Source organism: Sporosarcina saromensis (genome assembly GCF_054901285.1).
The window spans coordinates 3,423,363-3,446,966 of sequence record NZ_CM142738.1; the positions used below are offsets into that span (position 1 = coordinate 3,423,363).

Here is a 23,604-nt window from a genome sequence, read left to right on the forward strand (position 1 = left end):
GTCTAACCACTGGCTGCGACGCTGGTGAAGAAGAGAGTGTAGCGCTCATTTTGGTCTTCTTCCCTTTGATTGCTAATACGAGGCAGACATCGATGATTCGACTGGGCACCCAGGTCTGAGACAATCTTGATTAACTACCACCTGAGGAGGTGATTGGCATGTCACAAATGCTAGTCGGTATCGACGTGAGTTTACGCTCCCATCATGTCCATTTCATGCATGGAGAGGGACACACGCTAGCTGATTTTTCTGTTTCCAATGATACAAAAGGTGCGAATACCTTAATTCAAAAGCTTTTAATAACAGCGGAAAAAAATCAGTGCGAACACATTAAAATCGGGCTTGAAGCCACAGATCAATATAGTTGGCACATTGCACATTACTTGAAAAGTGAATTGAAAGGGTATGAACCTTCCTTTCAAAGTGCGGTCTATATGTTGAATGCACGCAAAGTCTCACGCTTTAAAAAGGGCTACGATACGTTACCGAAAAACGACCGGATTGACGCCTGGGTAATTGCGGATCATTTACGCTTTGGACGTCTGCCACATGAAATGAAAGAGACCTTACAGTATGATGCATTGCGCCGTTTAACCAGAACACGCTTTCACATCATGCATGAAATTGCACGCAATAAAACCTACATGATGAATCAAGTCTTTTTAAAGTTTAGTGGCTTACGCCAAGATAACCCTTTCTCCAATACATTTGGTGCGACATGTGTAGCTGTAATTGAGGAATTGGATCCTGAAACGATTGCAGAAATGCCCATTGAGGAACTCATAGAGTTCTTACTAGAAAAAGGAAAAAACCGTTTTGCAGAACCTGAAGAAATCGCAAAATATCTTCAAAAGCTCGCACGCAGCTCTTATCGGTTGGACAAAGCAATGGCTGATCCAATCAATAAGAGCTGTCAGTGATTTTAAGCACAATACAACATATGGAAAGCCAATTTAAACGCCTTGATAAAGAGATCAATCGGATGATGAAAGGATTTACACAAACATTAACATCAGTGAAAGGCATTGGACCTGTCTATTCAGCTGGCCTGCTCGCTGAAATTGGCGATATTAAGCGTTTTAATGATCACCATGCATTAGCGAAATACACCGGGCTTGTTTGGACGCAGTATCAATCCGGCGAATTTGAAGCCGACAATACCAGACGAATGCGAACGGGTAATAAGTATTTACGGTACTACCTTGTTCAAGCAGCAGATGCCATACGTAAGAATGACGCTGAATATAAAGCCTTTTATCAAAAGAAATTCAATGAAGTCAACAAGCATTAACACAAACGTGCTCTCGTCCTGACATCTAGAAAACTCGTACGCCTCGTGCATTCGCTACTACGCACGAATCAGCTATACATATCGCCTGAAAGGAGAGAGTAGATTTCCATACATCCTTACTTTCAACACAATTTAACACTTCTATTCACATATATTCCTTTAAATGTAAGTTGGAGGTTTATTTAAGTACGTGTTGAAAAGGAAAATTGCTGCTGTTAAGGACAATGAATTTCCAATTCTCGCGTATTAAGCGCTTGATATATTACCACTTGGCTTCAATTGACTTTTTTAAGTTAACAGATTGTTTTCCCCATTCCGAGTATAATAATCCATATTGTAGGATATCAATGTATTTACCATTTTTAATAATATGCGCACGAAGTTTTCCTTCCAGTGTAAATCCCATTTTGTTATGAAAATTAATGCTTTTTTCATTGGAATCAATTACTTGGGCAATTAGTTTTCGTATTTGTAATTCCTGAAAGATATAATTCAATGCAGTGTATCCTAAAATGCTTCCCATACCTTTGGGCGCATTATCAGTTCCTATGTAAAAACCCCATTCACATGTATTATGGACTGGATCTATTTTTGTAATGTTTACTAAACCATAAGGGATACAATCAAAATAAAATATTTTAGAAATAACTGTACTATTTTTTTGCAACCTTTCAAACCATTTACTGTGCTGTTCCCAAGAAATTAAATCACTATTAAACATGACTTCCCTAATTGACTCTTGGTTACGCCACATCAACAAGAATGACAAATCATTTTTAGAAATATCTTTTAGCATCGCTCTCTTAACAAAACTCATACTAGCAACTCCAATACTTTTTTTGTTACTAGGCTCTTTCTTACCTCATTGACATTAAGTAACTCCATGCATTTTCTAGACATAACTTTCATGCTCTCTGGGTTTTGGATGGATTTCATTATTGATTTTTGATAGTTTTCTTTTGTAAGCGCCTGGACCTTGCCTAAATAAATCGTTGCACCCTCTTTAGCGATAGTTCTAGTTAACTCTAATTGATTTTCGGCTATAACAACTGTTATTGAAGGAAGACTTAAAAAACATCGTTCCCAGGTAGTCGCACCGCCTGCACCAATCGCAAGATCCGCTTTCCACATTAATTCCGCCATATTGTTTACCTGGCAATGAAAAGTTGTATTGGGCATACTTCTGCATATCTGTTCAATCTCATAACGCATTGGATTTGATGAGCCAACAATAACATTAATTTCAGGAATGATAAAATCTTTTATAGCTTCCAATACTTTTATAGTTTCTCCAGTTGGATCCGTGCCACCGAAAAAAACAAGGATATTATTGATTTCACCTGTTCTTTTTCTAGGCTCATTGGTAAGATTAAAAAATTCTTCGCGAAGTAGCACATAATCTGGTCCAAGCATTAGAACACAATGATCCGGGACAAGTCCTTTATAGCGTTCATGAGCATTCGAGTAATAATTTTGATCTAATAGCAAATCACAATTATGTGATCTATCCGCTAGATCGTCAATGACCATAATACTTCTTGTATATTGACGAAGCTCACTTTCCCATCGGCAATCTAATTTATAGTGATCGACAATGATTAAATCAACTTCATCATCCATTTCCTTTAGAATTTTAATCGTTTCTTCGGCATCCAATTGCCAATCATAATGACCATCTATGGATGTTAATGTAAGCACTCTTATCCCTTGGCTTTGTAGATAAGTGATGCTATCCCCCTCAAGTATTCGGCAAACAAACGTCACCTGTGCTCCGTGACGTTTGAGTTGATTTGCCAATGTTAAGCATCGCACTACATGGCCTGTACCAATTGTAATAGAAGCATCTGTACGAATGACCACATTCATTTTGAGTCACATCCTACGAGTTCTTTTTCATTAAAAACCAGGTAATATCATCTTGCGGGAAATTATTATCTCGATGATAAACGAACCCATAATCTATTAATTCTAAATCACTATATTTGTCTAGCATTTCACCTGCGAAGTCACGTTTAAACAACTTCTCTGTATATCCACGATAATTGACTTCAACTGGAGTTGGATTGTAATATTCAGCTACACAAATATATTTTCTACTCGTATTATAAAGTAATTCATAAACATCATTTAATACTTCCGGGTTAATATGAATGAGAACACCTTTAATCAAAACTAAGTCACGTTTATAGTCTACTTCAAAATCTAAAATTGACTGATTGTATACTTGTACATCGCCCAACTCTTCTAGACTTTTAACCGCTTCAGCGTTAATTTCAATAGCTGACAATTGAACACTTGGAAGAATCTCTCTAATCGCCTTCAAGTTTAAACCAATATTAGATCCAAACTCAATGACTGATTCAATTTGATTTGTATTGGATAATATCTTTGAAAAAAGTGGGATATTAATTGAATGGTTTTGATTTCTATTTATATACTCATTACCAAAGGTCCCTGCCCAAAACTTTTCTTGGTCTGTTTTATATTTACCCATCACTTATCCTCCTTTGTCGCTCATCCTTAAATGCAGTATGTCACCTTTGTTAAATTACCATGTTTATCTTTCAGTAAGGTCCCGTCAGAATTTTTTAAAAATAAGTCTTCGTTAGTAAATTTATCACATATTTCAACAAATTCCGGCACTGTTATTTCTAATGGTGCTAGTATCTCTTCGAGGGGTATACCTAAGTATGTCCATGGAAATTTACCGTCATGAGTATTCACAAGATTTAATGCGTCTTCTCTACTAAGAATTCCTCTTCGAATCTGAAGACAAGCAATATCTGTTGCTCTACCAAAACCAAACTTCAAAAATTTAAAGTAATCATGTATTCCCGTTTGTAAATTATCAAGATTTTCATAGTTTACAATGGAGCCTTCAACTGTTTTATCATATGTTTTAAATCCATGCCCTTGGGAAATTAAATAATTTGCCAGACCATCCCATGGCATATAATAACCTAAAAATATACCTGTAACCCCTACTTCTTTTAATTCACTGTCTGTCGGATATCTATACGAAATTAAATCTTTTTCTTTAATGCCCTCATACCCAATTAGTTCAGAAACATTTACTCCAAGGAGACCGCCAAATCTATTTAACCAATTATGATCTAAAAATTTGTTTTCACTTGCTGAAGCAGGTCCACCATACTCATTTTGAGGGTTTTCTCCCCAAATAATTAATGGGATATTAAATTGAACAGCAGCACGTATCGGTACAGTAAAAATACCAGCATGTTCTGGCCAAGAAATATCTCCAACTTGAGATAATCCAAATTTATTTAGTTTACGGCGAATCTTAGGATTAGCTGTAAATTCTATAAAATCCACACCTAGTTTTTTAATATTCTCTATATTATATCTACCTATTTCGGATAGATGGCAGGTAGTCGACAGCACACAAAGAGGCGTCATTCCAAGTTCAAGCATACGAATCACTTGAAAAGTACTATCCTTTCCACCACTAACAGGGATGATACAATCCCAATTACCTTCACTATTAGAACGATATTTATCCAAAATTTCCAGCAATTCCTGCTTTCTTAAATCCCAGTCAACTAATTCTCTATTTTCATAATTTCTACAAGCAGTACATACACCGTCCTCATCTAAAACTAAATCTGGTTTGGTATTGGGCATTACACATTTTTCACAATATATCATCATTAATTACTTCTCCAATCTACTGTTGATTTTTCCGATGATGAGTAGAAATTATAACCTGTGTGATTTAGCTTACTCACTGGAACAGAATAGAAATCGAAAAACTTTATTTCTTTTGTTCTATATGTGCATTAATGTCGTTCCATGAGGGGTTTCTCTCAACCAATTCAATTAAATCCTTTAATACAAATGTTGGATTGTTAGGATATATATTGAGTAATATTTGTCGAATAAGCTCAAAGTCTTCTTCTGTATCAACTGTCCAACGGTATTTACTTAAATTGTAAGAGTATGTTAACCCTTGTATTTTGAATATGTGAGGATTTTTGTATATAAAAGTAGTTACGTGCTCCCGTTCATTTTTTGACACTGCATTTGCATAAGCTTTTTGTAATGCACTAAAAGAAAAAACTTCTGTATCCATTCCTCTCGGAAATGTTCGCTCCAATGTATTTGATGCATAATCGATTTCCCCACGCATATCCAAATACAACTGAATGACCTGATCCACCACTTCAAAGTCGATTAATGGACAATCTGATGTCAATCTTACAATTACATCAGCTTTATACTCTATAGCGGCCTCATAATAACGAGCAAGAACATCATGTTCCGATCCTCTATACACACCCACACTATTTTTTTTACACCATTTTACAATATCTTCATCAGCACTATCTCTAGTTGTTGCTATAATAATTTCATCAATTAGTCTTGATCGTTGAACACGCTCTAATTGATATTCTAGCAACGTTTTATTTAATACTGTTTTTAATACTTTTCCCGGTAATCTTGTTGAATCCATTCTTGCTTGAATGATTGCAACTACCTTTAAACTTCTATTATTGTCCTTTTTCATTACATCTCCTCTGATAAAAGTTGTAATTGTTCAATAGTTAACCAGTCTGTATTGTTGTCACTAGTATACGCAAATCCATCAGGCAATGCTTTTCCTTCTTTTGCATAATCCCTTGGCCACCAAGGAAATTCGGGCTGAATAACATAATACGTTTTATACTCCCTTGTATGTCTCGCATCATCTTCCATAATCATTGCTTCATGCAATTTCTCTCCAGGCCTAATACCTATAATCTCCATCTCACACTCAGGCGCAATGGCTTTAGCTAAATCCGTGACCTTCATACTCGGTATCTTTGGCACAAAAATTTCTCCGCCCTGCATTCGCTCCAAATTATCTAGTACAAATTGAACACCCTGATCTAATGTGATCCAAAAGCGAGTCATTCGAGGATCAGTGATTGGTATTCTACCTGTGTTTTTTATTTTCTTAAAGAAAGGAACCACACTACCTCTGCTGCCCACTACATTTCCATATCGGACTACTGAGAACTTTGAATGTTTTTCTCCGACATAGGAATTAGCGGCCACAAATAATTTATCTGAAGCCAGCTTAGTTGCTCCGTAGAGATTGACTGGACTAGCCGCTTTATCCGTACTAAGCGCTATCACTTTCTCCACCCCACGGTCAATCGCCGCCTCTATCACATTCTGAGCACCATGGATGTTAGTTTTGACTGCCTCAAATGGATTATATTCACAAGCATCTACATGTTTCATAGCAGCTGCATGAATGACAATATCCACCCCATCAAACGCTCGATACAATCTATCTTTATCACGCACGTCACCGATGAAAAAGCGAATTCGAGGATCAGTAAATTCTTGTTTCATTTCATATTGTTTTAATTCATCACGGCTAAAAACAATTACCTTTTTTATTTCTTCTGTAAGTATTCTTTTAATGAATTTCTTACCAAAGGAGCCAGTACCTCCTGTAACTAGTATCGTTTTTCCTTGTAACACGCTATCCACTTCTTTCAACATAAGTTTGATTCTATTTTATTAGTCATTTCTTTATAGAGCTCCATTGCAATTTGATAATGTTGCGAACACTCTACCAGGAATTCAGTAAATGTCTTAACAATCGTTTCACTTTTTTTAATTGCATTTTTTTCGTATTTTATACCCTGTATATTCTGTGAAAGGCTTTCATACTGAACTCGAATCATTGGCTCAATGAATTTCTTGTAGAATAAGTTGTTTTTTAGTTTTTCCATTTCAGTGTCTAATTGATTATATTTCTTTTCTAACTGAGATGTTTTATTAATCCCGATCACTTTATGAATATTCTTTAAAATAGAAAAAACATTATTAAGTTCCCTTTCAAGTAAATCTGCCTGACTGTCCATTTCACGAAACTTATTCTCAAGATTAATTTTATTATAATTATTTCTACCTTTTGACCAATCACTTTGAATAACTCGTACGTTTAAATGATCGTTAATAACGTCTTTCAGTTCTTTAAAGACAGTTCCTTGAATAGCAGCACCGCCTTTCGTTGTATTCCATACTTCTAAGTTTGAATATTGGGCGATATACATCTCTAACTGCTGGCGCATCCGATTAAAACCGTCTGTTGTTTTAACATCGTTTCCATAGACATCTTTAACTGTAAGTGCAGATTGTAAATTCTCATCACTCACCACGCTGCTTTCAAATTCGTAATCAATTCCAGTTGCATAATGTTGATTATTAATATATGCAAGGTTTTGGCCGACCAAAATGATTGAGCTGACTCCCATTTTTGCCAGCAATTCAAACGTGACAACTGCAATTGATGGTGCATCATAAACAAAATTTATTGGAGTGTCATCTTTAAACTCTAAAAATGTCGGGGCCACTGTATCTTGACTGACAATCATATGTAATAATTCACCAGGATAACCTTCTAAAGTCTCAAAACCTACACTGCTTCCAAAGATAAGCGGAATTTCAGTAATCCCTCTATCCTTAATGATTTGAAAAACAGCATAGTTAATGTCCAGGGGATCATACGTACAAGCAGCATCGGGATAAATTCCATGCTCAATCAACGCATTAATCGCTGAACCGACTGAAAAAATATAGGCCAACCCATGCTCTTTTATATATCGCAAGTTTTCGAATTCCTCGTTCAATGAGGGGCCAGCAGATACAATTATAGCCGGCTTTCCTTCAAAGAAACTACGGTCAATGTCATGTAAGATATTGGGTGTATTCAATACTGTAGGGAAATTTTTTATTGAATTAATGGTCCATCGTTTTTGATAGGAAACATTAGTAGTTAGCAAATTGTGTTTATCCTTTAGGGACTCTAATGCTTGTTCTAAAATGGTATTAATTTGCGGACGGTAAAATTTCTCATAAACTGGTAATATGACGATTTTCAAAATATGATTTGACCTGGTTAATAGGTCTTGAACTTCTTTTCCAATTTTTTTTTGATCTGTACCTACGAGGATTTTGACCAAGTTTCGTATTGGCAGATGATCTAGTTTGAAATTGGACAAATACGCATGGAGTACTTCCTCATTCGGTTCATAGATTGAGAACTTTGCATCCGGATGAGTCTCAGTGAATTTGAGGATATGATAGCCAACTCCTACTCCTACAAAAAGGACATGTTTAATCTGCTCGTCATCAAACTTTCCAATGAAACGTTCCGCTTCTTGTTGCGGGTCATATTTGCTATGCAGATATTGCGTTCGGCCCTCAATAACTAATTTAACTGTGAGAGCACCGGTTTTCGCCTGCTCAACGATTACATTTCCCGTTGGTTTACTATCATCTAACAAGGACAACCGATTTAATAGCTCCCTATTTTTTAAACGTAGAACATTTCGATTATCAACTAAGATCATAACGCATTCCCTCATTATTAATCGTTTGTTTCGCTTCATTATTTAAACTTTGGAAGTTGGGGATTAATTCGTATTGAATGATATCACCTATTAAAATATTATCTTCGTCTTCAATTGCTTCCGAAAGATTATGTATTTCTTCTTGCATTTTCGCTGAAACAGTTAAATAGGCTTTCCAGTTTAATGGAACAGCACCACTTTTCCCAATCACTAACATCATTTCATCAATCCATTGTAGACCTTCTAGTAGCTGTTCTAATTTTTCCCACGCTTCGGCTCTTGGGTTATCGTAGAAATCCCGAGCTAATCCCGTCAATTCAGGGGTAGCCCGCTCAATGTATTCTTCTGTTGAAAGTAATATATCATTAACAAACTCCTTGATAGTTTTGGCCACAATTTCAAGGCGCTTTATTTGTCCCTCCTTACTATTTAGAAAGTCTTCATATTCTTCAAATACTTCTATTCCATCCGCAATAAAATGGCTGAAATAAAAATCTTTTTTTAACAGGTCATTTATCTTTTCAATTAGTTCAATAGCTGTACTTGGGGAATTTATTTTAATTGTTTGTTCTTGAAATATTAGTTCCATGGAGTCCGCCTCCCTATCTATTTTAAGTAAATTATTTATAGTATTTATATCGGTTAAGAATTTGACATTTCAAGTATAAATCTTTGGTTAAAATTGCATGTAAAGAGGAAAATTAATAAATTTTTCTGTATTGATCACTTCAAAAATCGCAATATTATTATTTCTAAGTGATTGGATTCATTATAAAAACGCGATCGGAAAAATCCGGACCGCGTTTTATTAACCAAATTAACGAAGAAGTTGAAGTACGCCTTGTGGTTGTTGGTTGGCTTGCTTCGCCGCCATGTCTTTCGAGCATGGAATAGACTATATCTTCACCCTCAAGTTCCCTTGTAGGGGCTGGGCACTTCGAACGTCGGTAGACGCCCTACAGATTTCATCGGCATAGTCAGGGAGACCTTAGACGGTATATCCTAGTCGTTGGACCTTCTCCAGGGTTTCCCCACAGGAGCTTGGCTGCTGATTGTCCAATCCCACTTATTTTTAACCGTTCACGTTTGCTGTTTCCAGCTGCGTTGTCGGAAAGTGGACTTAAGGAGGTTCCAGCAATTCACCCAGTGATGCTCTTATCCGTTACCAGATAAGACGCCCTTGAATCAATTACCGAAGGAGTTGTAGAACGCCTTGAGGCATTTGATTCGATTGAGCTAACATAGCTTGTGCTGCTTGAGTAAGAATATTGTTCTTCGTGAAATCCATCATTTCTTTCGCCATATCAACATCACGGATACGGGACTCGGCAGCTGTTAGGTTTTCGGATGATGTTCCAAGGTTGTTAATTGTGTGTTCAAGACGGTTTTGGAATGCACCTAGGCTTGAACGTTGCGCTGAAACTGTTTCTAGAGCTTGGTCAAGTGCTTTAATTGCAGCAGTTGCATTTGCATGAGTCGAAACATCTAGAGCAGAGCCGGAAACTGTTGAAGATGTACCATTATTAACCCCTAATGTTGCAAAAGTCGCGCCTGATACCCCGGATGTTGCAACGCCAAGTCCTGATGTAGAAGCACCAGCGCTGTGAGTACCACCAGAAGCATCCGCTTGAATTCCTAGTGCTTTTGCATCCATTGTATAGATTTCAATTTGCATTGCCTGACCGTTATTCGCACCAATTTGGAATGTTGCCGTGAATTTACCGCTTCCGCTTGTACCTCCATTAGTCAACTTTTGTGTGTTGAACTCTGTAGTATTTGCAATACGATTAATTTCCGAAGTCAAAGAGTTGATTTCTTTTTGAATTTCACCTCGGTCTGATGTTACGTTAGTATCGTTAGAAGCCTGTACAGCAAGTTCACGCATACGTTGAAGGATTGAGTGGGTTTCATTCAATGCACCTTCAGCCGTTTGGATCAAAGAGATACCATCTTGAGCATTCTTCTGAGCCATATCCAAACCACGGATTTGACCACGCATTTTTTCGGAGATTGCTAAACCTGCTGCGTCGTCTCCTGCACGATTGATTTTAAGACCTGAAGATAGTTTTTCTAGGTTTTTCCCAGCTTGTGTGTTGTTAGCTCCTAGTTGGCGGTGTGTGTTAAGAGCCGCAATGTTGTGGTTAATTCTCATGATTCATTTCCTCCTTGAGTGTGTGTTTGGTTCACGTCCTTGTGAACCGCTTTTTTGTTTGCGCAGGTAAAGAGCCGGCCGAACTCTTTTCTGCGCTTACATTATTAGTATCGGATGGGTTGGGTAGGTGTTTAGTGTTTTTTGAAAGTTTTTGAGGAAATTTGGTGGGATTTTGTGAGATTGGAGAATTCATCTTAGTTTTTACATTGGATTTGCATGTTCTCATTAATTAATGAATATGAGAATGAGATTAGGTTGATACCTAGGAGCTAGGTACAGCTACGAATAGGTCTACAGGATGTAGCTACGGTATCTAGTGAATATTGGGTTTTTCGTTGTAGCCAGGAGCCAGGTACAGCCACAATTCGCGGAAGGCGTGCGAATGGTGTCTATACCAGGCACCTTGGGAAAGTGTTGATATTTTGGAGTTTGCTTGTATACTGTGTTATTCCTTTTTGGTAAGTTGTGAAAAGAGGAATGGGTCTAGTGTTAAGGCTTCATTGTTTGTTTCGGTGATGGTTTGAACGAGTTCACCGCGGAGGATGTCGATGTTTTTAGGTGCTTCAATCCCAATGCGAACGGTGTCGCCTTTTACCTCTAAAATACGCAGTTCAATGTTGTGACCTATCTTGATGGTTTCGTTTGTTTTTCTAGAGAGGACTAGCATATTAGACTTCCTCCTTGCTGTGACCGATGATGTGTCGGGTTGTGAAACGGTTGTCGTTTAGGATCATTTGTTTTGCTGTTCGGTTGTGCATTTGGAAAATGAGTGGTGCTTGCAGATTGATGGTTGATGTTTCAAAGGGCTGTTTGACGGTTAGGATGCTGAGTACGAATAGGTCTTCTGGTTTTTCGATATTAAGCAGTTCAATTGTTGGGTCGTTGATGTCGAATGAGTAATCTTCTACGAGTGTGTACGGGTTTGTGACGATGAAGGCTACGGCTGGTGTGTTGACAGACTGCAATACTTGAAATGCGTTGTTGCCTTCGATTGGCAGTAACATGAATGATCTTTCGTTTTCAAAGCCGGGTAATCCTTTTGGAAAGTTCCAAAGTTGGTCTTTTTCAATATGGATAGCTCCATGGAATTTTGTTTCAATTTGCATTTCGGTCGCTCCTTTTCTGAAAAGCTACGTGACTGGTATGTAATCAAAAAGCCACGAAGTAATCTTTACGTGACTCGTGTTACACTTGCCAATCAATTTGAATGGATGGATACTGTTCGACATGTCCAGTGACTTTACCTGGTGTGTATGTATGGATTGGTTTGTTTACTTGAACGTCGTGAGTTGGTTTTTGTGGTGTTACATTGATCGATAACGAGCCTGGTGTTATGTTCGTTTTGACTTTTAATCGATTTCCGACAAAGCGGATACCAATCGGTGCAGGGTCTTTTTCTATAATTTGCTTGCTCAGTTCGGCCAATACGTTTCCGCCATTTTCGATTCGCAAGAGTTGTTGGCCTTCTTGTGCGCGTCGAGCGATGCCTTCCATTAGCTGTTGAACACCGTATTGGGCGTTTTCATCGCCACGGCGAATCGCACTTTTCAAATCAAGGTCCGCACGATTTTCGGTTGTATCGATGGATAGTTGTGGGCGCGTTGTTGACATTTCCAAGATCGCCGCTGGTTGCTCGATTTGTTGTGTTGCCTTTGGTAGTTCGATTTCCTGGACAGGTTTATCGATTTGCAGACCTAGTTTGCCGCGTGTTGTCTGGATTTGAAGTTGTGGGATGTTCATTGGCTTCACCTCGAATATAAGGGGGGAGCCTGGCACGGCCACAATTCGCTAAAAGCATGCGAATGGTGTCCATGCCAGGCACCCGTGTGTTGCTCAAAAATTGCTTATCTAAGAAAGTCCACTAACGAAGGTTGAATGATTCGTGCACCAACAGAAAGAGCTGCACGGTGGATGGATTCTTGGGTGATCATGTCCGTGATAACTTTTTCGTAGTCGATGTCTTCGTTTTCGGAGCGTTGTTTTTTCGCTGCGCCTTCTTGCATTTCAAGGCGGTTGTTCATGAGTTCTGCACGGTTGGAGCGGGCTCCGATGTCGGCACGTTGTGTGAGGACGTCATCCATGAGTCCGTCAATTTTGCCTAAGGCGTCCCCAAATCCTGCGCCGTCGTCTCCGATTGCTTCCAGGTCAGCAAACAAATCATCTATTTTCTTAAACGTGTCTGCTGCTGTTGTGTTGACGCGTAGTGTAACACCGTCAAACACTTCGATTTCCACATTTTTAATGAAGGCAGGATCTGTGGTCACATCAGGATAGGCGCCATTCTCGTAAAGGGGCTTATCGGTCATTGTTCCACTAAAGATGTATTTGTCGCCAACTTTCGTATTGGAGAGATCTTGTAATTGAGTTCTCATTTGCTCTAGCTCAATCTTGATTTTCTCACGGTCTTCCGGTGTCATTGTCCCCGTGTTTGCTGCATTTGTGACAAGTTCTTTTGCACGGTGAAGGACTTTTCCGACTCCGTCTAGTGCATCATCTGAGCTATCGAGCCAGTTGTTTACTTCACCTAAGTTCTTTTGGTATTGAGCGACTTTGTCGACTGTCATCCCGTAGCCTAGGCTTTTCATAACGGTTACAGGGTCATCAGATGGACGATTCACTTTTTTACCAGAGCTTAGTTGTTCTTGCAGTTTGCCCATTTTGCTGTAGCTCGACATGACGTTTCTGAGCATGTTATTGGAAAGCATTGATTGTGTAATGCGCATTTAGTTACCTCCTAGTTACCTACCTGCTACGCCCATGCCGTTAATGATTTTGTCGAGTGTTTCGTCGACGACGGTTATCATTCGGGCGGATGCGTTATACGCTTGCTGGAATTTAATCATGTTTGTCATTTCTTCATCTAAAGAGACGGAACTGATGGAATCACGTCGGTTGGATACAGCGCCAAGCAACGTAATGGCGTTTTTGACCATTTTCACTGATTGTTCGCCTTGTACGCCGAGTTCACCAATGACACCTGAATAATAAGTTTGGACACTAGAGCCGTCTAATCCAGGCAATTTATTGAAAAGGACATCGCCCAGTTTTTTCGCGTTCTCTCCATTACCGACTTCAGGATCTGTTACATTTGGATCGGAAGTTGAAGCTGCTAGTTTGTTAGGATCCTTTTCAATGACACTATTAATACCAATATTGCTTGCATCAATAGCATTACCATCTTTGGAAACAAAGAACGCTTCGCCTGTATCCCCATTTAGGTCTTTCCCGTCTTGATGAACTGTATTAAAAGCATCCGCAAAAACATTTGCCATCTTATTCAACTTTGCGAGCATATCCGGATACAAACCTTTTGTATCCCCATTGCTGTCTACATAGCCATACGAATCCGTCAGTGATTTCAACGAACCGGCATTTTGCAAGTTGTTGACGTTAATTATGTTCACTTCAGCAGGACCACCTGTAAATGTGAAACTTGTCATCGGACCTTTCGGATTCCCCTCTGCGTCTGTTCCCCCATTGCCGACTGGCGATAATTCTGAGTAGGAGTCCTTTTGTACGACTGTGATGAACGGGTTTGCGGGGTCGTTCGTTTTAATTTTCACTGTAACGGTTCCTTCCGCAATCTCCAGTGCACGTCCGCCTGATTTCTCATAATCTACTTCAATCGGCATAATTCCAGCTAATTCATCTAGCAAATTATCACGTGCATCGTATAAATCGTTTGGCATGTAGCCATTGGGTTCGACTTGTGCGATTTGCTTATTCAGTTCACCGATTTGCTTTAAGATCGAGTTAACATTTTTCGTTGTGACACCGATTTCCTTGCCAAGATTGGTTTGGATTTCTGATAACGATTTATGAATATAGTTGAAGGAGTCCGCAACTGCTATACCACGTTCTACTGCAACGGCACGTGCTCCACCGTTTTCAGGGTTAGCGGCAAGTGTTTGCAGAGACTGCCAGAAGTCACTTAAAGATTGTTGCAGCCCATATGCTGATGGTTCTGCTAATACATCTTCCATTTGAGAGATGGCGTTAGTTCTTGATTCCCAATAGCCGAGTTTGTTGGATTCCCCTCTAAATTGCTGGTCGACAAATCCGTCGCGGATTCGCTGAATCGAGCCCGCTTCGACACCTGTTCCGAGAAATCCTGGCATGGTCGGTGCATTTAATCCTGTTCCTGGATATCCTGCAGTCGCCTGCATGTTGACGCGTTGACGGGAGTAACCGAGTGTGTTGGCGTTACTGATGTTGTGTCCTGTTGTATATAAGGCGGATTGTTGTGTGAACATACCGCGTTTGCTAGTTTCTAATCCCATGAATGTGGAGCGCATCATGTTCCTCCTTAAGCTTTCGAGTCAAAGGTTGGTAGATCCTTCGTCTCTTTTTGACCGCTAATTTCTGTTTTTGAGTACGTAGCCGATTCCGGACGTGGGCGGACCATGTCCAGCGACAGATTCACGAATTGAAGGGATTGGTACGTCAGTTTTTGGTTCAAGTCATTTTGCCATTTCAATTCATGAATCACATGCAGGAGACGGTCCTTCGCCTCCTCAAGCTGCTTCTTATCCGGTTCGGGTGTTGCTTCGATAATTGTCGTCATTGTTGGGTTGTTTGGAAGAGGACATCCATGTCCTTCCAAATAGGCGTTGACAGCTTGTTGTCGATCTTGCTCGAGTTGTACGATTGCCGCAAGATGTGCCTGTTCGTCTTTCAGCAATTGGTTCATGCCATCGAGATCGCCGTCTTTTATGCATGCTGCTTTGTCATTTGCGATGCGGAGCAAGCTTTTATGCAATTTTTCCAAGTTGTCGAAGATGGACAATAGTGTGTCGATGTTCATTGCCTTGCCCTGCTTTCCTATCATTATTTGTTAAAGTACTTCATCAAGTTGGAAGCGAGTTTTTCCGCATCGACTTGATACGTTCCTGATTCAATTTGTGCTTTGAGTTGTTGTACTTTCTCATTCCGTTTAGCGGTAACAGGCGACACTTCAGATAGTTGTTTCGCTTCAGACGAGATTTCAAGTTTATCTGTCTTCACTTTCGGTTGCTCCTTCGCCTGTTCCGCTTTCATTTGTGCTTGACGATACGGATTTATCGCTGGCGTATTGATTTTATTGATTTTCACTTCGCTCGCTCCTTTCAAGTAAAAGTATGTGCTTATCCTCTATTTCGGCAGATTTGTGACAACGTTTAGGGTCTTTTGAACGAAAACGGGATATATGCGTTTTGCCTTGGATGTCCTAGGGCTATTGTTCCCTTGAATACCGCAGACAAACGTTGGGTGTAAAAACAGACTGCGTCGTACAGTCTGTTTTTCATTCAAACTTTCTTTTCCGCCAAGTACGTTCCAGTATCATTCTTCGAAACGGCTTCTCTAAATTCTTGCGCTGCGTCAAATGTGCGCAGTTCACTTTTCAATTCAGCTGTACACGTTTCGCATAGTTTCCCTTTTGCCGTTAGCTTGCCGCAGTTATCGCACGGATAGCCGAGGTTTGGGAAGAGTGCCGGTTGTAAACGGCCTTTACGTACCCATTTGTGTAATAACGTTTCCGTAACGCCTGTCACTTCTACAATGCGTTCGATCGTTGCGGCACGGTTTTCACGCCTTCTAAGAAATCGGTATACTTCTTCGTATTGTTTTTCTTCGTCTTTTGCGCAATTAGCACATACATCACGGATGCCTGTGAAGTTAAAGAAATTTCCGCATGATGGACAATCTTTGATTTCTGCCATTCTGTTTCCTCCTGATGATTGGATTTTATGCACGTACTAATGTGACAGCTTCAACTTGTACAGCGCCAGCCTCTTTCAATACTGTAGCGGCGTGTTGAAGCGTCGTACCTGTCGTGTAAATGTCATCGACGAGTATGTACGTCTTCTGTTGGATGTCAATTCCTTCTTTCATTGCAAATAAAGGGCGCATCGCCAATCGTTCGTCTCTCGTCTTTTCGCCCATCACATCGGTATTCGTTTTACCGAGCACATCTTCAAACGGAATGCGCGCTGCATGCAACAGTTCATCGATATGGGAAAATGTCCGCTCGATTTTCTTTTGCGGATGCATCGGGATTGGCACGATAATTGCATCTTTCCGTTGCAATACCGCACGCAACGCGTCAGCAAATACCGGTGCGAGTGCAACGTCTTGCAAAAACTTGTACTGATGGATGTACGCACGCATCACTTCGTTGTAAGCATAGATCGAATGGATGTCTGTAATCGTTTCACTCCTATCTTTTATGTCGACACGTTTGAACGTTTTTGAACAGTCTTCACAAATTAAACTCGTCTTTTCGATGGCAATAAGTGCTTGCCAACTTGGCGTAGCGTCCATTTTTTCATCACAAAGAAGGCAGTGCATTATGCATGACCTCCTTCATTCAACCGGCGAATTTCGTTTTTCGCTTCGTCCATCGCATACGAAATGCCGTTATGAAACAGTGTGAAATGGCCAGTTGGGTAGAGTGCGGAACGACCAACCCGTCCACCAATTTGAATCAGTGCCCCTTTGTCGAAAATCGCTTGTTCTGCTCCAACAACGGCAACTTGTACATTCGGAATTGTAATGCCACGTTCTAGTATCGTCGTTGTAAGGAGACCTGGAACTTGTTGGTCGCGCAATGCTTGAACGTGTTCTTTCCGCTCTGGATGTTGCGCATGGACCGAACGAATTTGTTGATGAATCGTTTGGAATAAAGGCTCCGCTACTTCCATTAAGCCAATGTGATGAAAGAAAAGTAGAAAGGGTTCGTTTTTAGCAATTCGTTCTTCTGTCCATTGTGAGAGTTTACGAGGTAATGTTCCCTTTTGGATTTGCTTCTCGTAGTTCCACAATGAATGGAAAGCCGGCATAGGAAGTGGTTGTCCGTGGTAACGACGGTAGATGATTGACACGGCACCTGTATTTTTTCGTTCGCGAAGGAGTTTGTCTGAGGGGGTTGCGGTGACAGAATGAACAGGTGTTTCAGGCTTTGCCGCTTTCATGACCGCTCGTTGAAGCGTTGCATCCGCTTTGTAGGGGAATGCATCTGCTTCATCCACAAAAATGGCGTCAAATGCTTGTGTAAATCGGTATAGTTGGTGGGTTGTCGCAAGGACGAGCTGTGCAGCTTCCATTGACGGTTGTGCTCCACCGTACAATGCTTCGATGGACGTTTGTGGAAAAGCTGCGCGTAACCTCGGCTCCAATTCGAGTATGACGTCGACACGAGGGGCTGCGATACAGACGCGTTTTCCTTGTCGCAACATCGCATGAATCGGTTGGAAAAGTATTTCCGTCTTACCCGATCCGCAAACCGCGTACAGTAAATGAGATCGACTTTTGGTCTGGCTTTCTAGTAATTGGTCCGAAGCTTGTTGCTGCTTCGGTGTGAGCGTTCCTTGCCACGCAAGCGTGTGATCGGTTGGATACGTGATCGGGGGTCCAGTCCACGTAATCAGTTCAGTACATGACGATACACGCCCCATTTTTAAGCAGTTTCGGCAATATGTACACGGACCTTCACATTTCGCGCATTGAAACGTCGTAAATCGTGAATCATCGTTTTCGCAACGATTGCATATGTGCCGCTTCGGTTGGAAGAGCGAGCCGTTTTCCGTTCGTATTCCTTTTATCACTGTAATTGTGCCGGCGGCGATTTGTTCATCGATTTCATTGGACGCAAAAGGGGTGTGCATGCGCAACCAAATGCGGCCGCTCAAGAAATTCCTGATTGCCGGATTCATTTGTTTCCTCATGTCAACACCCCCTTTACCATGTATTGTAAGGCAGCTAGCATCCGTACTTCTTATTGTTTACGTTCCACCCAACCAAGTCCCATCGAACCTTCACCTAAATGCGTACCGATGACTGGTCCGAAATGACTGATTGTGAATGAAACATCTGGTAGACGTTCCTGCAATTCATCCCGCCACGCTTCCGCTTCATCTGGGCGATTCGCATGGATGATTGCCACTTCCAACGGCATCTTTTGTGCATCTTCCGCTACTAAATCGGCAATCCGTTTCATCGCTTTTTTACGTGTGCGAATTTTTTCAAACGGAACGATCACTTTTTCTTGGAAATGCAAAATCGGTTTAACTTGAAGCAGGCCCCCGATGAGCGCTTGAGCACTGGATAGTCGGCCGCCACGTTGTAAATGGGCGAGTTCATCTACCATAAAGTACGCACGCATTGTCTTTTTCATAGCGTTTAACGCTTCGATAATCGCCTCGGCTGTCGCACCTTCTTTTGCCATCTCAGCTGCACGGATTACGTAAAACCCTTGCATGTAACACGATATTTCCGAATCGAATGGCCGTATGTCAATGCCTTCGACCATTTCTCCCGCTTGCACCGCACCTGCATATGTACCACTAATTCCGCTTGATAAATGAATAGATACGATTGCGTCGTATTCTTCCCGAAGAAGTGCATATAGCTCGGTGAATTTTCCAATCGGCGGTTGTGACGTCTTTGGTAGCGGTCCGTCTCCACGCACTTTATCATAAAAATCGGTCGATGAAAGGTCGATTTCTTCTTCATATGCTTGTCCTTCAATCGTAACCGTCAACGGAATGATGTGAATACCAAGTTCACGAATGAGATTGGAAGGCAAATAAGCTGTACTGTCTGTAACGATTGCAGTTTTCACTTCAATATCAACTCCTGCATCCATTCTACTCGAAATGGAAGTGAAAAGAAAAGGTGAAGCCGTCGGTTATTACGCTTCTACGTACGACTCATCCAATTGTTGCGCCCAACGAATCGACATGCGAGAAAACTCACTTAACTCTTTCTCAGAGATTTCAAGTTGCGCACGGTACTTGCGTATTTGTGACCAATCCAATTTTTCCGTGGCAATCGCCAGTTGCAACACAGTCGTCATTTCCGTCTCTTCGCCTTTTAACGTATTGGCGACGCTTTCCGAGAACGGGATAAGCGGTAAAATGTCATCCCAACTTTTATTCATAATGACATTCATTAAGGAAAACATGCCAACAAAGAAATATTCGTCGCTATTTTCTTGTCCGATCCGTTTAGCGATTAGCTCGCACATCCGCGCCCTCGTGAGTGAGAAAGATACGAGTGCTTTCACTTGACCTGATGATGAATGTTCGCCGATATGGTGGACGAGTAGGATGCGCATCCATTTTTTCAAGTGTTCGAATCCGATGAGTATGACTGCTTGCTTGACGGAACCTACTTTTTTGGGAACACCGAAGTGCATCGTGTTAATGAAACGGAGCAACTTATACGTAATGGACATGTCATGGACAATAAGTTCAACGACTTCATCAATGTCAGCGTCCTCTTCGCTCAGTTTATGTAAAATGTACGAATGTGAACTCAACGTTGAAGGAATGTCTACCCCTTTAATGATTTCAGGCTTGGCAAAGAAATACCCTTGGAACAGATCATAACCGCTTGCTTTCGCTTCCATGAACTGTGCTTCCGTTTCGATTTTTTCCGCCACCATCCGAATATGTGGATATTTTTTGATGAAAATCTCTATGTTTTTTCGTTCCGCCTCGTTCACTGCAAGAAAATCCACTTTTACATAATCAATTAACGCGAACAAATCGGTATGTTGTGCATATTGATCTTGCATAATAAAATCATCTAACGCAAATTGGTAGCCATGTTGTTTAATTTCTTTCATTCTATGAATCAAGATGGACGTAATTTCAACGTCTTCTAGTATTTCAATAATGACGCGGGCGGGTGATAGTCTGGAAAAGATGTCTTCTATGAGAAGTTCACCCGAGAAATTAATAAAGGATTTATAGGATTCCGCTACATTATCGATGCCGATTGATAAAAATGAGTTCATGAGAACTTGTAATGTTGCACTTTCAGGATTGACTGCTGGGAACCGATTTTCTTCACTGTTCCGATACAACAATTCATAACCGAAAATTTGTCCTTCTCGATCCAAAATAGGTTGTCTACCTACAAACACATTTACTTCCATTTTCTCACCTCTCTTTTTTCGAGTATACCAAAAATAGTTACTTTCAACTATTACTTTTTGCATAATAATACTTGCTATATTCATAGCGGCTTTTTGTGAAAAATGATATGTTGAAAAGAGTACATTAAGTAGAAAAGGGGTTTTGGTATGGAAACTGTACGTTTAGAGCAAAAAGGACATGTCGCTTGGGTGACTTTGAATCGTCCAAAAGCGATGAATGCATTTAATTATGATTTAATGGCAGAACTCGGACAAATTATCGAGTCAATTCGGATTAACCCTGATATTCGGGTTGTCATTTTTACAGGCGCAGGCGATCGTGCTTTCAGTGTGGGGGCTGACTTAAAAGAACGTAAAACGTTGACGGAAGCACGCGTCAAACGAAACATTTATAAAATCGGTGAAGTGTTTACGATGATTGAAAACCTATCACAACCGACGATTGCCATGATGAACGGCTATGCATTCGGCGGTGGAATGGAACTTGCACTCGCTTGCGACTTCCGATTTGCGGTCGATAGTGCCGTGATGGGGCTGACCGAAACAGGCCTCGCCATTATTCCAGGTGCTGGTGGTACACAACGTTTGCCAAGATTGATCGGTGAAGCAAAAGCACTCGAACTCATTTTAACTGCACGCAGATTGGATGCAACAGCAGCATTGCGTTATGGACTCGTAACGAACATCGCGCCGAAAGAAGAATTGCCGCAACTCGTCGATGCATTTACCGAGCAATTACTCGCAAACGGCCCAATCGCTGTCCAACAAGCGAAATTTGCCGTCAAACACGGCATGAACACCGACCTACAAACCGGCCTTGCCATCGAACGCAAAGCCTACGAAATCACCATCCCAACCGAAGACCGCCTGGAAGCCCTCCATGCCTTCGCCGAAAAACGCAAACCCGTCTTCAAAGGAAAGTAAAACAAGGTGCCAGTCCCCCACACAATTCCCAATCCACAGAATTGTTCGGGTGCCTGGCACCTGTTTTATTCTGAATAGAAGGAATTGTTTCGGTGCCTATCCCCCAAAAAATTCCTAACAATCCGAATCGTTCAGTGCGCCATTATTGTTTACAGTTGGTCTGTTTTGTAGGTGCGGCGACGTGTGACTTGTTTGGCGATTTGCCAGGATTCGATGAGCTGGGATGTGAGCTGCTCTATGTGGGGGAGGAGTTCACCTGATTGCGTCATTCGTGTTTTGACGAGGCACTGGTTCATGTGGATGTAGAGGGTCATGAGCCTTTCGCTTTCAACAGTTTCTTGATTTGTAGTTGTCATGATTTCAAAAAGGAAGTCTTGTGCTTTAGAAAGCGTTCTGTCGCGCTCTTCATTATCCATGCTTACAATCGCCACTTGGCACTGCTGAATGTATTTTTGCATTTCGCTCAGTAAGAGGAGTACATATTCCATCATGGACAATGTGGACGTGCTTGCTTCTTTGTAAATTTGGATCGCTTTCTCCATCTCCATTGAGGTCGTCAATTTGATCCCTCCGTGTCGCTTTTTCTTTAGTATCGGCAATTCTCAGTTCATTTCAATGGCTATATGCCGATAATAAGAATGAGAAGTGTTGATTATTGGAATTGGGGGTGAAGAGATGCGCGTAATGAGTCAGGAGCACATCGCTTTTTCGACGAACCGTTCACAACGGAATGCGAGTCAGATTGAAAAGAGCTTAGTGAAATTAGGATCCGGTGTTAAGATTGCGAAAGGTAGCGACAATGCTTCGGGTTTAGCAATTTCTGAAACAATGCGAGCACAGATCCGTGGGATTTCTCGAGCGCAAAGCAATATGCAAGACGGTCTATCTGTGCTAGAAGCATCGAATGAAGGGCTGAACAATGTAAACGGGCTTTTACAACGGGCACGCGAATTGGCAGTCATGAGTTCGAATGATACGCTAACTGTGAATGACCGTGCTGCAAGTCAAGTCGAACTTGACCATTTGCTCGGTGCAATTGATGATACGGCGGAAAAGCTGGAGTTTAATACGAAGAAAATTTTAGGACAGGACGCTTCGCTCATTTTGCAAGTCGGCGCGAATCCTGGACAGCAGATGAAGATTAACTTGGTCGATGTGAGTACAAAGAAACTTGGTCTTGAAAACGCATCGTTGCGCATGCGAGATGACGCGAATGCATTGATTACGAAAATTGATGATGCGATTAAAACGGTTTCTGGGCATTTGACTCGCGTCGGTGCTGACATGGAGTCGGTTGAACATCATTTGACGAATGCCTTAGTATTTGAGAACAATCTTTCTCGCTCGCTTTCGTTGCTTGAAGATACGGATATGGCGAAAGAAATGATGAACTTTATTCAAATGGATATTCGCCAGCAAGGTGACCATTTACTCGTCGGACATGTGAATCAAAGTGTGCAACGCGTCATGTCGTTGTTTTCAAATTGAAAAGAGGAGGCTCAGGGATTGTCCTGACCTACTCTTTTTTTGCGTTTTCACAGCGTGGGGAGTCGGTTACGATTCGGGCCGCTTTTACGACGGTCGAGAGAATATTGGTGACGCCTTGTCGATCCGTGACATGCCCCGCACGTATGTATGGCTTATGTTGCTCGTTGACGATATAGTGTGGCTTCAATTGGTTCAATGCGATGGCCATAATGTCGTCATGGCACCGTTGACAGTCACATGTGAGTTGGAGTTCTTTTTTGTATTGCTGTAAAACGTCATGCACGACATCCTCCATGACATTATAGATTGGCAAAATTAGCACCTCCTACGACACTACTAGTCCTTTCGTTTCACAAGCGATTTTCGGATGACTATAATTCTATTCTATCACTGATTGGAAAAATAGTGAAATGTAGGAGTTATGCGGCGATTCGGAGGAGTTATGCGGCGATTGGCGGATTAA

General features: G+C 41.0%; 25 protein-coding genes and 1 pseudogene. 3 read left to right on the top strand and 23 right to left on the bottom strand.

From position 1 onward, the window contains the following. The first annotated feature begins 158 nt into the window (after positions 1-158). Positions 159-1,393, top strand: a pseudogene (locus ACVHUV_RS17405) (IS110 family RNA-guided transposase). 160 nt (positions 1,394-1,553) lie between these two features. Here the strand turns inward: ACVHUV_RS17405 and pseH are convergent. The 21 genes from pseH to ACVHUV_RS17510 all read right to left on the bottom strand — a co-directional run bounded on the left by pseH (position 1,554) and on the right by ACVHUV_RS17510 (position 20,729). Continuing rightward, positions 1,554-2,108, bottom strand: coding sequence for a UDP-4-amino-4,6-dideoxy-N-acetyl-beta-L-altrosamine N-acetyltransferase (pseH, locus tag ACVHUV_RS17410; protein ID WP_462085450.1), 555 nt, complete (start codon positions 2,106-2,108; stop codon positions 1,554-1,556). Continuing rightward, positions 2,105-3,157: a UDP-2,4-diacetamido-2,4,6-trideoxy-beta-L-altropyranose hydrolase gene (gene pseG, locus ACVHUV_RS17415; protein ID WP_462085451.1), complete on the bottom strand. Its 1,053-nt coding sequence runs from the start codon at positions 3,155-3,157 to the stop codon at positions 2,105-2,107. Before pseG ends, pseH begins: the two co-directional genes overlap by 4 nt. Positions 3,158-3,170: 13 nt before the next feature. Further along, the gene (locus tag ACVHUV_RS17420) at positions 3,171-3,785 is read right to left on the bottom strand and encodes a pseudaminic acid biosynthesis-associated methylase (protein ID WP_462085452.1); all 615 of its coding nucleotides are present in this window, start codon (positions 3,783-3,785) and stop codon (positions 3,171-3,173) included. Between the two features lie 26 nt (positions 3,786-3,811). After that, the gene (locus tag ACVHUV_RS17425) at positions 3,812-4,960 is read right to left on the bottom strand and encodes an N-acetyl sugar amidotransferase (protein ID WP_462085453.1); all 1,149 of its coding nucleotides are present in this window, start codon (positions 4,958-4,960) and stop codon (positions 3,812-3,814) included. 103 nt (positions 4,961-5,063) lie between these two features. After that, on the bottom strand, positions 5,064-5,816 hold the full coding sequence (locus ACVHUV_RS17430) for a cytidylyltransferase domain-containing protein (protein ID WP_462085454.1): 753 nt from the start codon (positions 5,814-5,816) through the stop codon (positions 5,064-5,066). Next, positions 5,816-6,802, bottom strand: coding sequence for a UDP-N-acetylglucosamine 4,6-dehydratase (inverting) (pseB, locus tag ACVHUV_RS17435; RefSeq protein WP_462085455.1), 987 nt, complete (start codon positions 6,800-6,802; stop codon positions 5,816-5,818). Before pseB ends, ACVHUV_RS17430 begins: the two co-directional genes overlap by 1 nt. Then, complete coding sequence (locus ACVHUV_RS17440; RefSeq protein ID WP_462085456.1) at positions 6,796-8,658, bottom strand: motility associated factor glycosyltransferase family protein; 1,863 nt, start codon at positions 8,656-8,658, stop codon at positions 6,796-6,798. Before ACVHUV_RS17440 ends, pseB begins: the two co-directional genes overlap by 7 nt. Continuing rightward, the gene (locus ACVHUV_RS17445; protein WP_462085457.1) at positions 8,645-9,247 is read right to left on the bottom strand and encodes a DUF8042 domain-containing protein; all 603 of its coding nucleotides are present in this window, start codon (positions 9,245-9,247) and stop codon (positions 8,645-8,647) included. Before ACVHUV_RS17445 ends, ACVHUV_RS17440 begins: the two co-directional genes overlap by 14 nt. Positions 9,248-9,847: 600 nt before the next feature. Then, the gene (hag, locus tag ACVHUV_RS17450; protein ID WP_462085458.1) at positions 9,848-10,810 is read right to left on the bottom strand and encodes a flagellin Hag; all 963 of its coding nucleotides are present in this window, start codon (positions 10,808-10,810) and stop codon (positions 9,848-9,850) included. Between the two features lie 445 nt (positions 10,811-11,255). Further along, the gene (gene csrA / locus ACVHUV_RS17455; RefSeq protein ID WP_462085459.1) at positions 11,256-11,477 is read right to left on the bottom strand and encodes a carbon storage regulator CsrA; all 222 of its coding nucleotides are present in this window, start codon (positions 11,475-11,477) and stop codon (positions 11,256-11,258) included. A 1-nt stretch (position 11,478) separates the two neighbouring features. Continuing rightward, positions 11,479-11,916 (bottom strand): flagellar assembly protein FliW, encoded by a 438-nt coding sequence (fliW, locus tag ACVHUV_RS17460; protein ID WP_462085460.1) that lies wholly within the window; start codon positions 11,914-11,916, stop codon positions 11,479-11,481. Positions 11,917-11,995: 79 nt separating this feature from the next. Further along, positions 11,996-12,550 (bottom strand): DUF6470 family protein, encoded by a 555-nt coding sequence (locus ACVHUV_RS17465; RefSeq protein ID WP_462085461.1) that lies wholly within the window; start codon positions 12,548-12,550, stop codon positions 11,996-11,998. Positions 12,551-12,654: 104 nt separating this feature from the next. Beyond that, positions 12,655-13,533: a flagellar hook-associated protein FlgL gene (gene flgL / locus ACVHUV_RS17470; protein ID WP_462085462.1), complete on the bottom strand. Its 879-nt coding sequence runs from the start codon at positions 13,531-13,533 to the stop codon at positions 12,655-12,657. Positions 13,534-13,548: 15 nt separating this feature from the next. Beyond that, positions 13,549-15,105: a flagellar hook-associated protein FlgK gene (flgK, locus tag ACVHUV_RS17475; protein WP_462085463.1), complete on the bottom strand. Its 1,557-nt coding sequence runs from the start codon at positions 15,103-15,105 to the stop codon at positions 13,549-13,551. An 11-nt stretch (positions 15,106-15,116) separates the two neighbouring features. Continuing rightward, positions 15,117-15,614 (bottom strand): flagellar protein FlgN, encoded by a 498-nt coding sequence (locus ACVHUV_RS17480; protein WP_462085464.1) that lies wholly within the window; start codon positions 15,612-15,614, stop codon positions 15,117-15,119. Positions 15,615-15,637: 23 nt separating this feature from the next. Beyond that, on the bottom strand, positions 15,638-15,901 hold the full coding sequence (gene flgM / locus ACVHUV_RS17485) for a flagellar biosynthesis anti-sigma factor FlgM (protein WP_317942478.1): 264 nt from the start codon (positions 15,899-15,901) through the stop codon (positions 15,638-15,640). Positions 15,902-16,095: 194 nt separating this feature from the next. Continuing rightward, entirely contained in the window at positions 16,096-16,509 is a 414-nt protein-coding gene (locus ACVHUV_RS17490; RefSeq protein ID WP_462085465.1) for a TIGR03826 family flagellar region protein, read from the bottom strand. A gap of 25 nt (positions 16,510-16,534) precedes the next feature. Next, the gene (locus ACVHUV_RS17495) at positions 16,535-17,137 is read right to left on the bottom strand and encodes a ComF family protein (RefSeq protein WP_462085466.1); all 603 of its coding nucleotides are present in this window, start codon (positions 17,135-17,137) and stop codon (positions 16,535-16,537) included. Beyond that, positions 17,137-18,513 (bottom strand): ATP-dependent helicase ComFA, encoded by a 1,377-nt coding sequence (locus ACVHUV_RS17500; protein ID WP_462085467.1) that lies wholly within the window; start codon positions 18,511-18,513, stop codon positions 17,137-17,139. Before ACVHUV_RS17500 ends, ACVHUV_RS17495 begins: the two co-directional genes overlap by 1 nt. A gap of 50 nt (positions 18,514-18,563) precedes the next feature. Next, positions 18,564-19,409, bottom strand: coding sequence for a fatty acid kinase binding subunit FakB (gene fakB, locus ACVHUV_RS17505; RefSeq protein ID WP_462085468.1), 846 nt, complete (start codon positions 19,407-19,409; stop codon positions 18,564-18,566). Between the two features lie 69 nt (positions 19,410-19,478). After that, entirely contained in the window at positions 19,479-20,729 is a 1,251-nt protein-coding gene (locus ACVHUV_RS17510) for an EAL and HDOD domain-containing protein (RefSeq protein WP_462085469.1), read from the bottom strand. Positions 20,730-20,876: 147 nt separating this feature from the next. Here ACVHUV_RS17510 and ACVHUV_RS17515 point away from each other — a divergent pair, with 147 nt between their 5' ends. Further along, positions 20,877-21,653, top strand: coding sequence for an enoyl-CoA hydratase-related protein (locus ACVHUV_RS17515; RefSeq protein ID WP_462085470.1), 777 nt, complete (start codon positions 20,877-20,879; stop codon positions 21,651-21,653). 149 nt (positions 21,654-21,802) lie between these two features. On the opposite strand, the gene ACVHUV_RS17520 is transcribed toward ACVHUV_RS17515, so the two are convergent. After that, positions 21,803-22,213, bottom strand: a complete 411-nt coding sequence (locus ACVHUV_RS17520) for a flagellar protein FliS (RefSeq protein ID WP_462085471.1) — start codon at positions 22,211-22,213, stop codon at positions 21,803-21,805. 115 nt (positions 22,214-22,328) lie between these two features. Between ACVHUV_RS17520 and ACVHUV_RS17525 the strand changes: the two genes are divergently transcribed. Then, positions 22,329-23,141, top strand: a complete 813-nt coding sequence (locus ACVHUV_RS17525; protein WP_462085472.1) for a flagellin N-terminal helical domain-containing protein — start codon at positions 22,329-22,331, stop codon at positions 23,139-23,141. Between the two features lie 28 nt (positions 23,142-23,169). Here ACVHUV_RS17525 and ACVHUV_RS17530 read toward each other — a convergent pair whose 3' ends face one another. Continuing rightward, complete coding sequence (locus tag ACVHUV_RS17530) at positions 23,170-23,454, bottom strand: late competence development ComFB family protein (RefSeq protein WP_317942470.1); 285 nt, start codon at positions 23,452-23,454, stop codon at positions 23,170-23,172. Between the last annotated feature and the right edge of the window lie 150 nt (positions 23,455-23,604).

Excerpts from the sequence above, each read along its gene's own strand:
- pseH (WP_462085450.1), bottom strand. The coding sequence starts at position 2,108 with ATGAGTTTTGTTAAGAGAGCGATGCTAAAAGATATTTCTAAAAATGAT.
- ACVHUV_RS17425 (WP_462085453.1), bottom strand. The coding sequence starts at position 4,960 with ATGATGATATATTGTGAAAAATGTGTAATGCCCAATACCAAACCAGAT.
- ACVHUV_RS17510 (WP_462085469.1), bottom strand. The coding sequence starts at position 20,729 with ATGGAAGTAAATGTGTTTGTAGGTAGACAACCTATTTTGGATCGAGAA.
- ACVHUV_RS17495 (WP_462085466.1), bottom strand. The coding sequence starts at position 17,137 with ATGCACTGCCTTCTTTGTGATGAAAAAATGGACGCTACGCCAAGTTGG.
- csrA (WP_462085459.1), bottom strand. The coding sequence starts at position 11,477 with ATGCTAGTCCTCTCTAGAAAAACAAACGAAACCATCAAGATAGGTCAC.
- pseG (WP_462085451.1), bottom strand. The coding sequence starts at position 3,157 with ATGAATGTGGTCATTCGTACAGATGCTTCTATTACAATTGGTACAGGC.
- flgK (WP_462085463.1), bottom strand. The coding sequence starts at position 15,105 with ATGCGCTCCACATTCATGGGATTAGAAACTAGCAAACGCGGTATGTTC.
- ACVHUV_RS17525 (WP_462085472.1), top strand. The coding sequence starts at position 22,329 with ATGCGCGTAATGAGTCAGGAGCACATCGCTTTTTCGACGAACCGTTCA.
- ACVHUV_RS17420 (WP_462085452.1), bottom strand. The coding sequence starts at position 3,785 with ATGGGTAAATATAAAACAGACCAAGAAAAGTTTTGGGCAGGGACCTTT.
- fliW (WP_462085460.1), bottom strand. The coding sequence starts at position 11,916 with ATGCAAATTGAAACAAAATTCCATGGAGCTATCCATATTGAAAAAGAC.
- ACVHUV_RS17500 (WP_462085467.1), bottom strand. The coding sequence starts at position 18,513 with ATGAGGAAACAAATGAATCCGGCAATCAGGAATTTCTTGAGCGGCCGC.
- pseB (WP_462085455.1), bottom strand. The coding sequence starts at position 6,802 with ATGTTGAAAGAAGTGGATAGCGTGTTACAAGGAAAAACGATACTAGTT.
- ACVHUV_RS17445 (WP_462085457.1), bottom strand. The coding sequence starts at position 9,247 with ATGGAACTAATATTTCAAGAACAAACAATTAAAATAAATTCCCCAAGT.
- ACVHUV_RS17480 (WP_462085464.1), bottom strand. The coding sequence starts at position 15,614 with ATGAACATCGACACACTATTGTCCATCTTCGACAACTTGGAAAAATTG.
- ACVHUV_RS17430 (WP_462085454.1), bottom strand. The coding sequence starts at position 5,816 with ATGAAAAAGGACAATAATAGAAGTTTAAAGGTAGTTGCAATCATTCAA.
- hag (WP_462085458.1), bottom strand. The coding sequence starts at position 10,810 with ATGAGAATTAACCACAACATTGCGGCTCTTAACACACACCGCCAACTA.
- ACVHUV_RS17440 (WP_462085456.1), bottom strand. The coding sequence starts at position 8,658 with ATGATCTTAGTTGATAATCGAAATGTTCTACGTTTAAAAAATAGGGAG.
- flgL (WP_462085462.1), bottom strand. The coding sequence starts at position 13,533 with ATGCGCATTACACAATCAATGCTTTCCAATAACATGCTCAGAAACGTC.
- ACVHUV_RS17465 (WP_462085461.1), bottom strand. The coding sequence starts at position 12,550 with ATGAACATCCCACAACTTCAAATCCAGACAACACGCGGCAAACTAGGT.
- ACVHUV_RS17490 (WP_462085465.1), bottom strand. The coding sequence starts at position 16,509 with ATGGCAGAAATCAAAGATTGTCCATCATGCGGAAATTTCTTTAACTTC.
- ACVHUV_RS17515 (WP_462085470.1), top strand. The coding sequence starts at position 20,877 with ATGGAAACTGTACGTTTAGAGCAAAAAGGACATGTCGCTTGGGTGACT.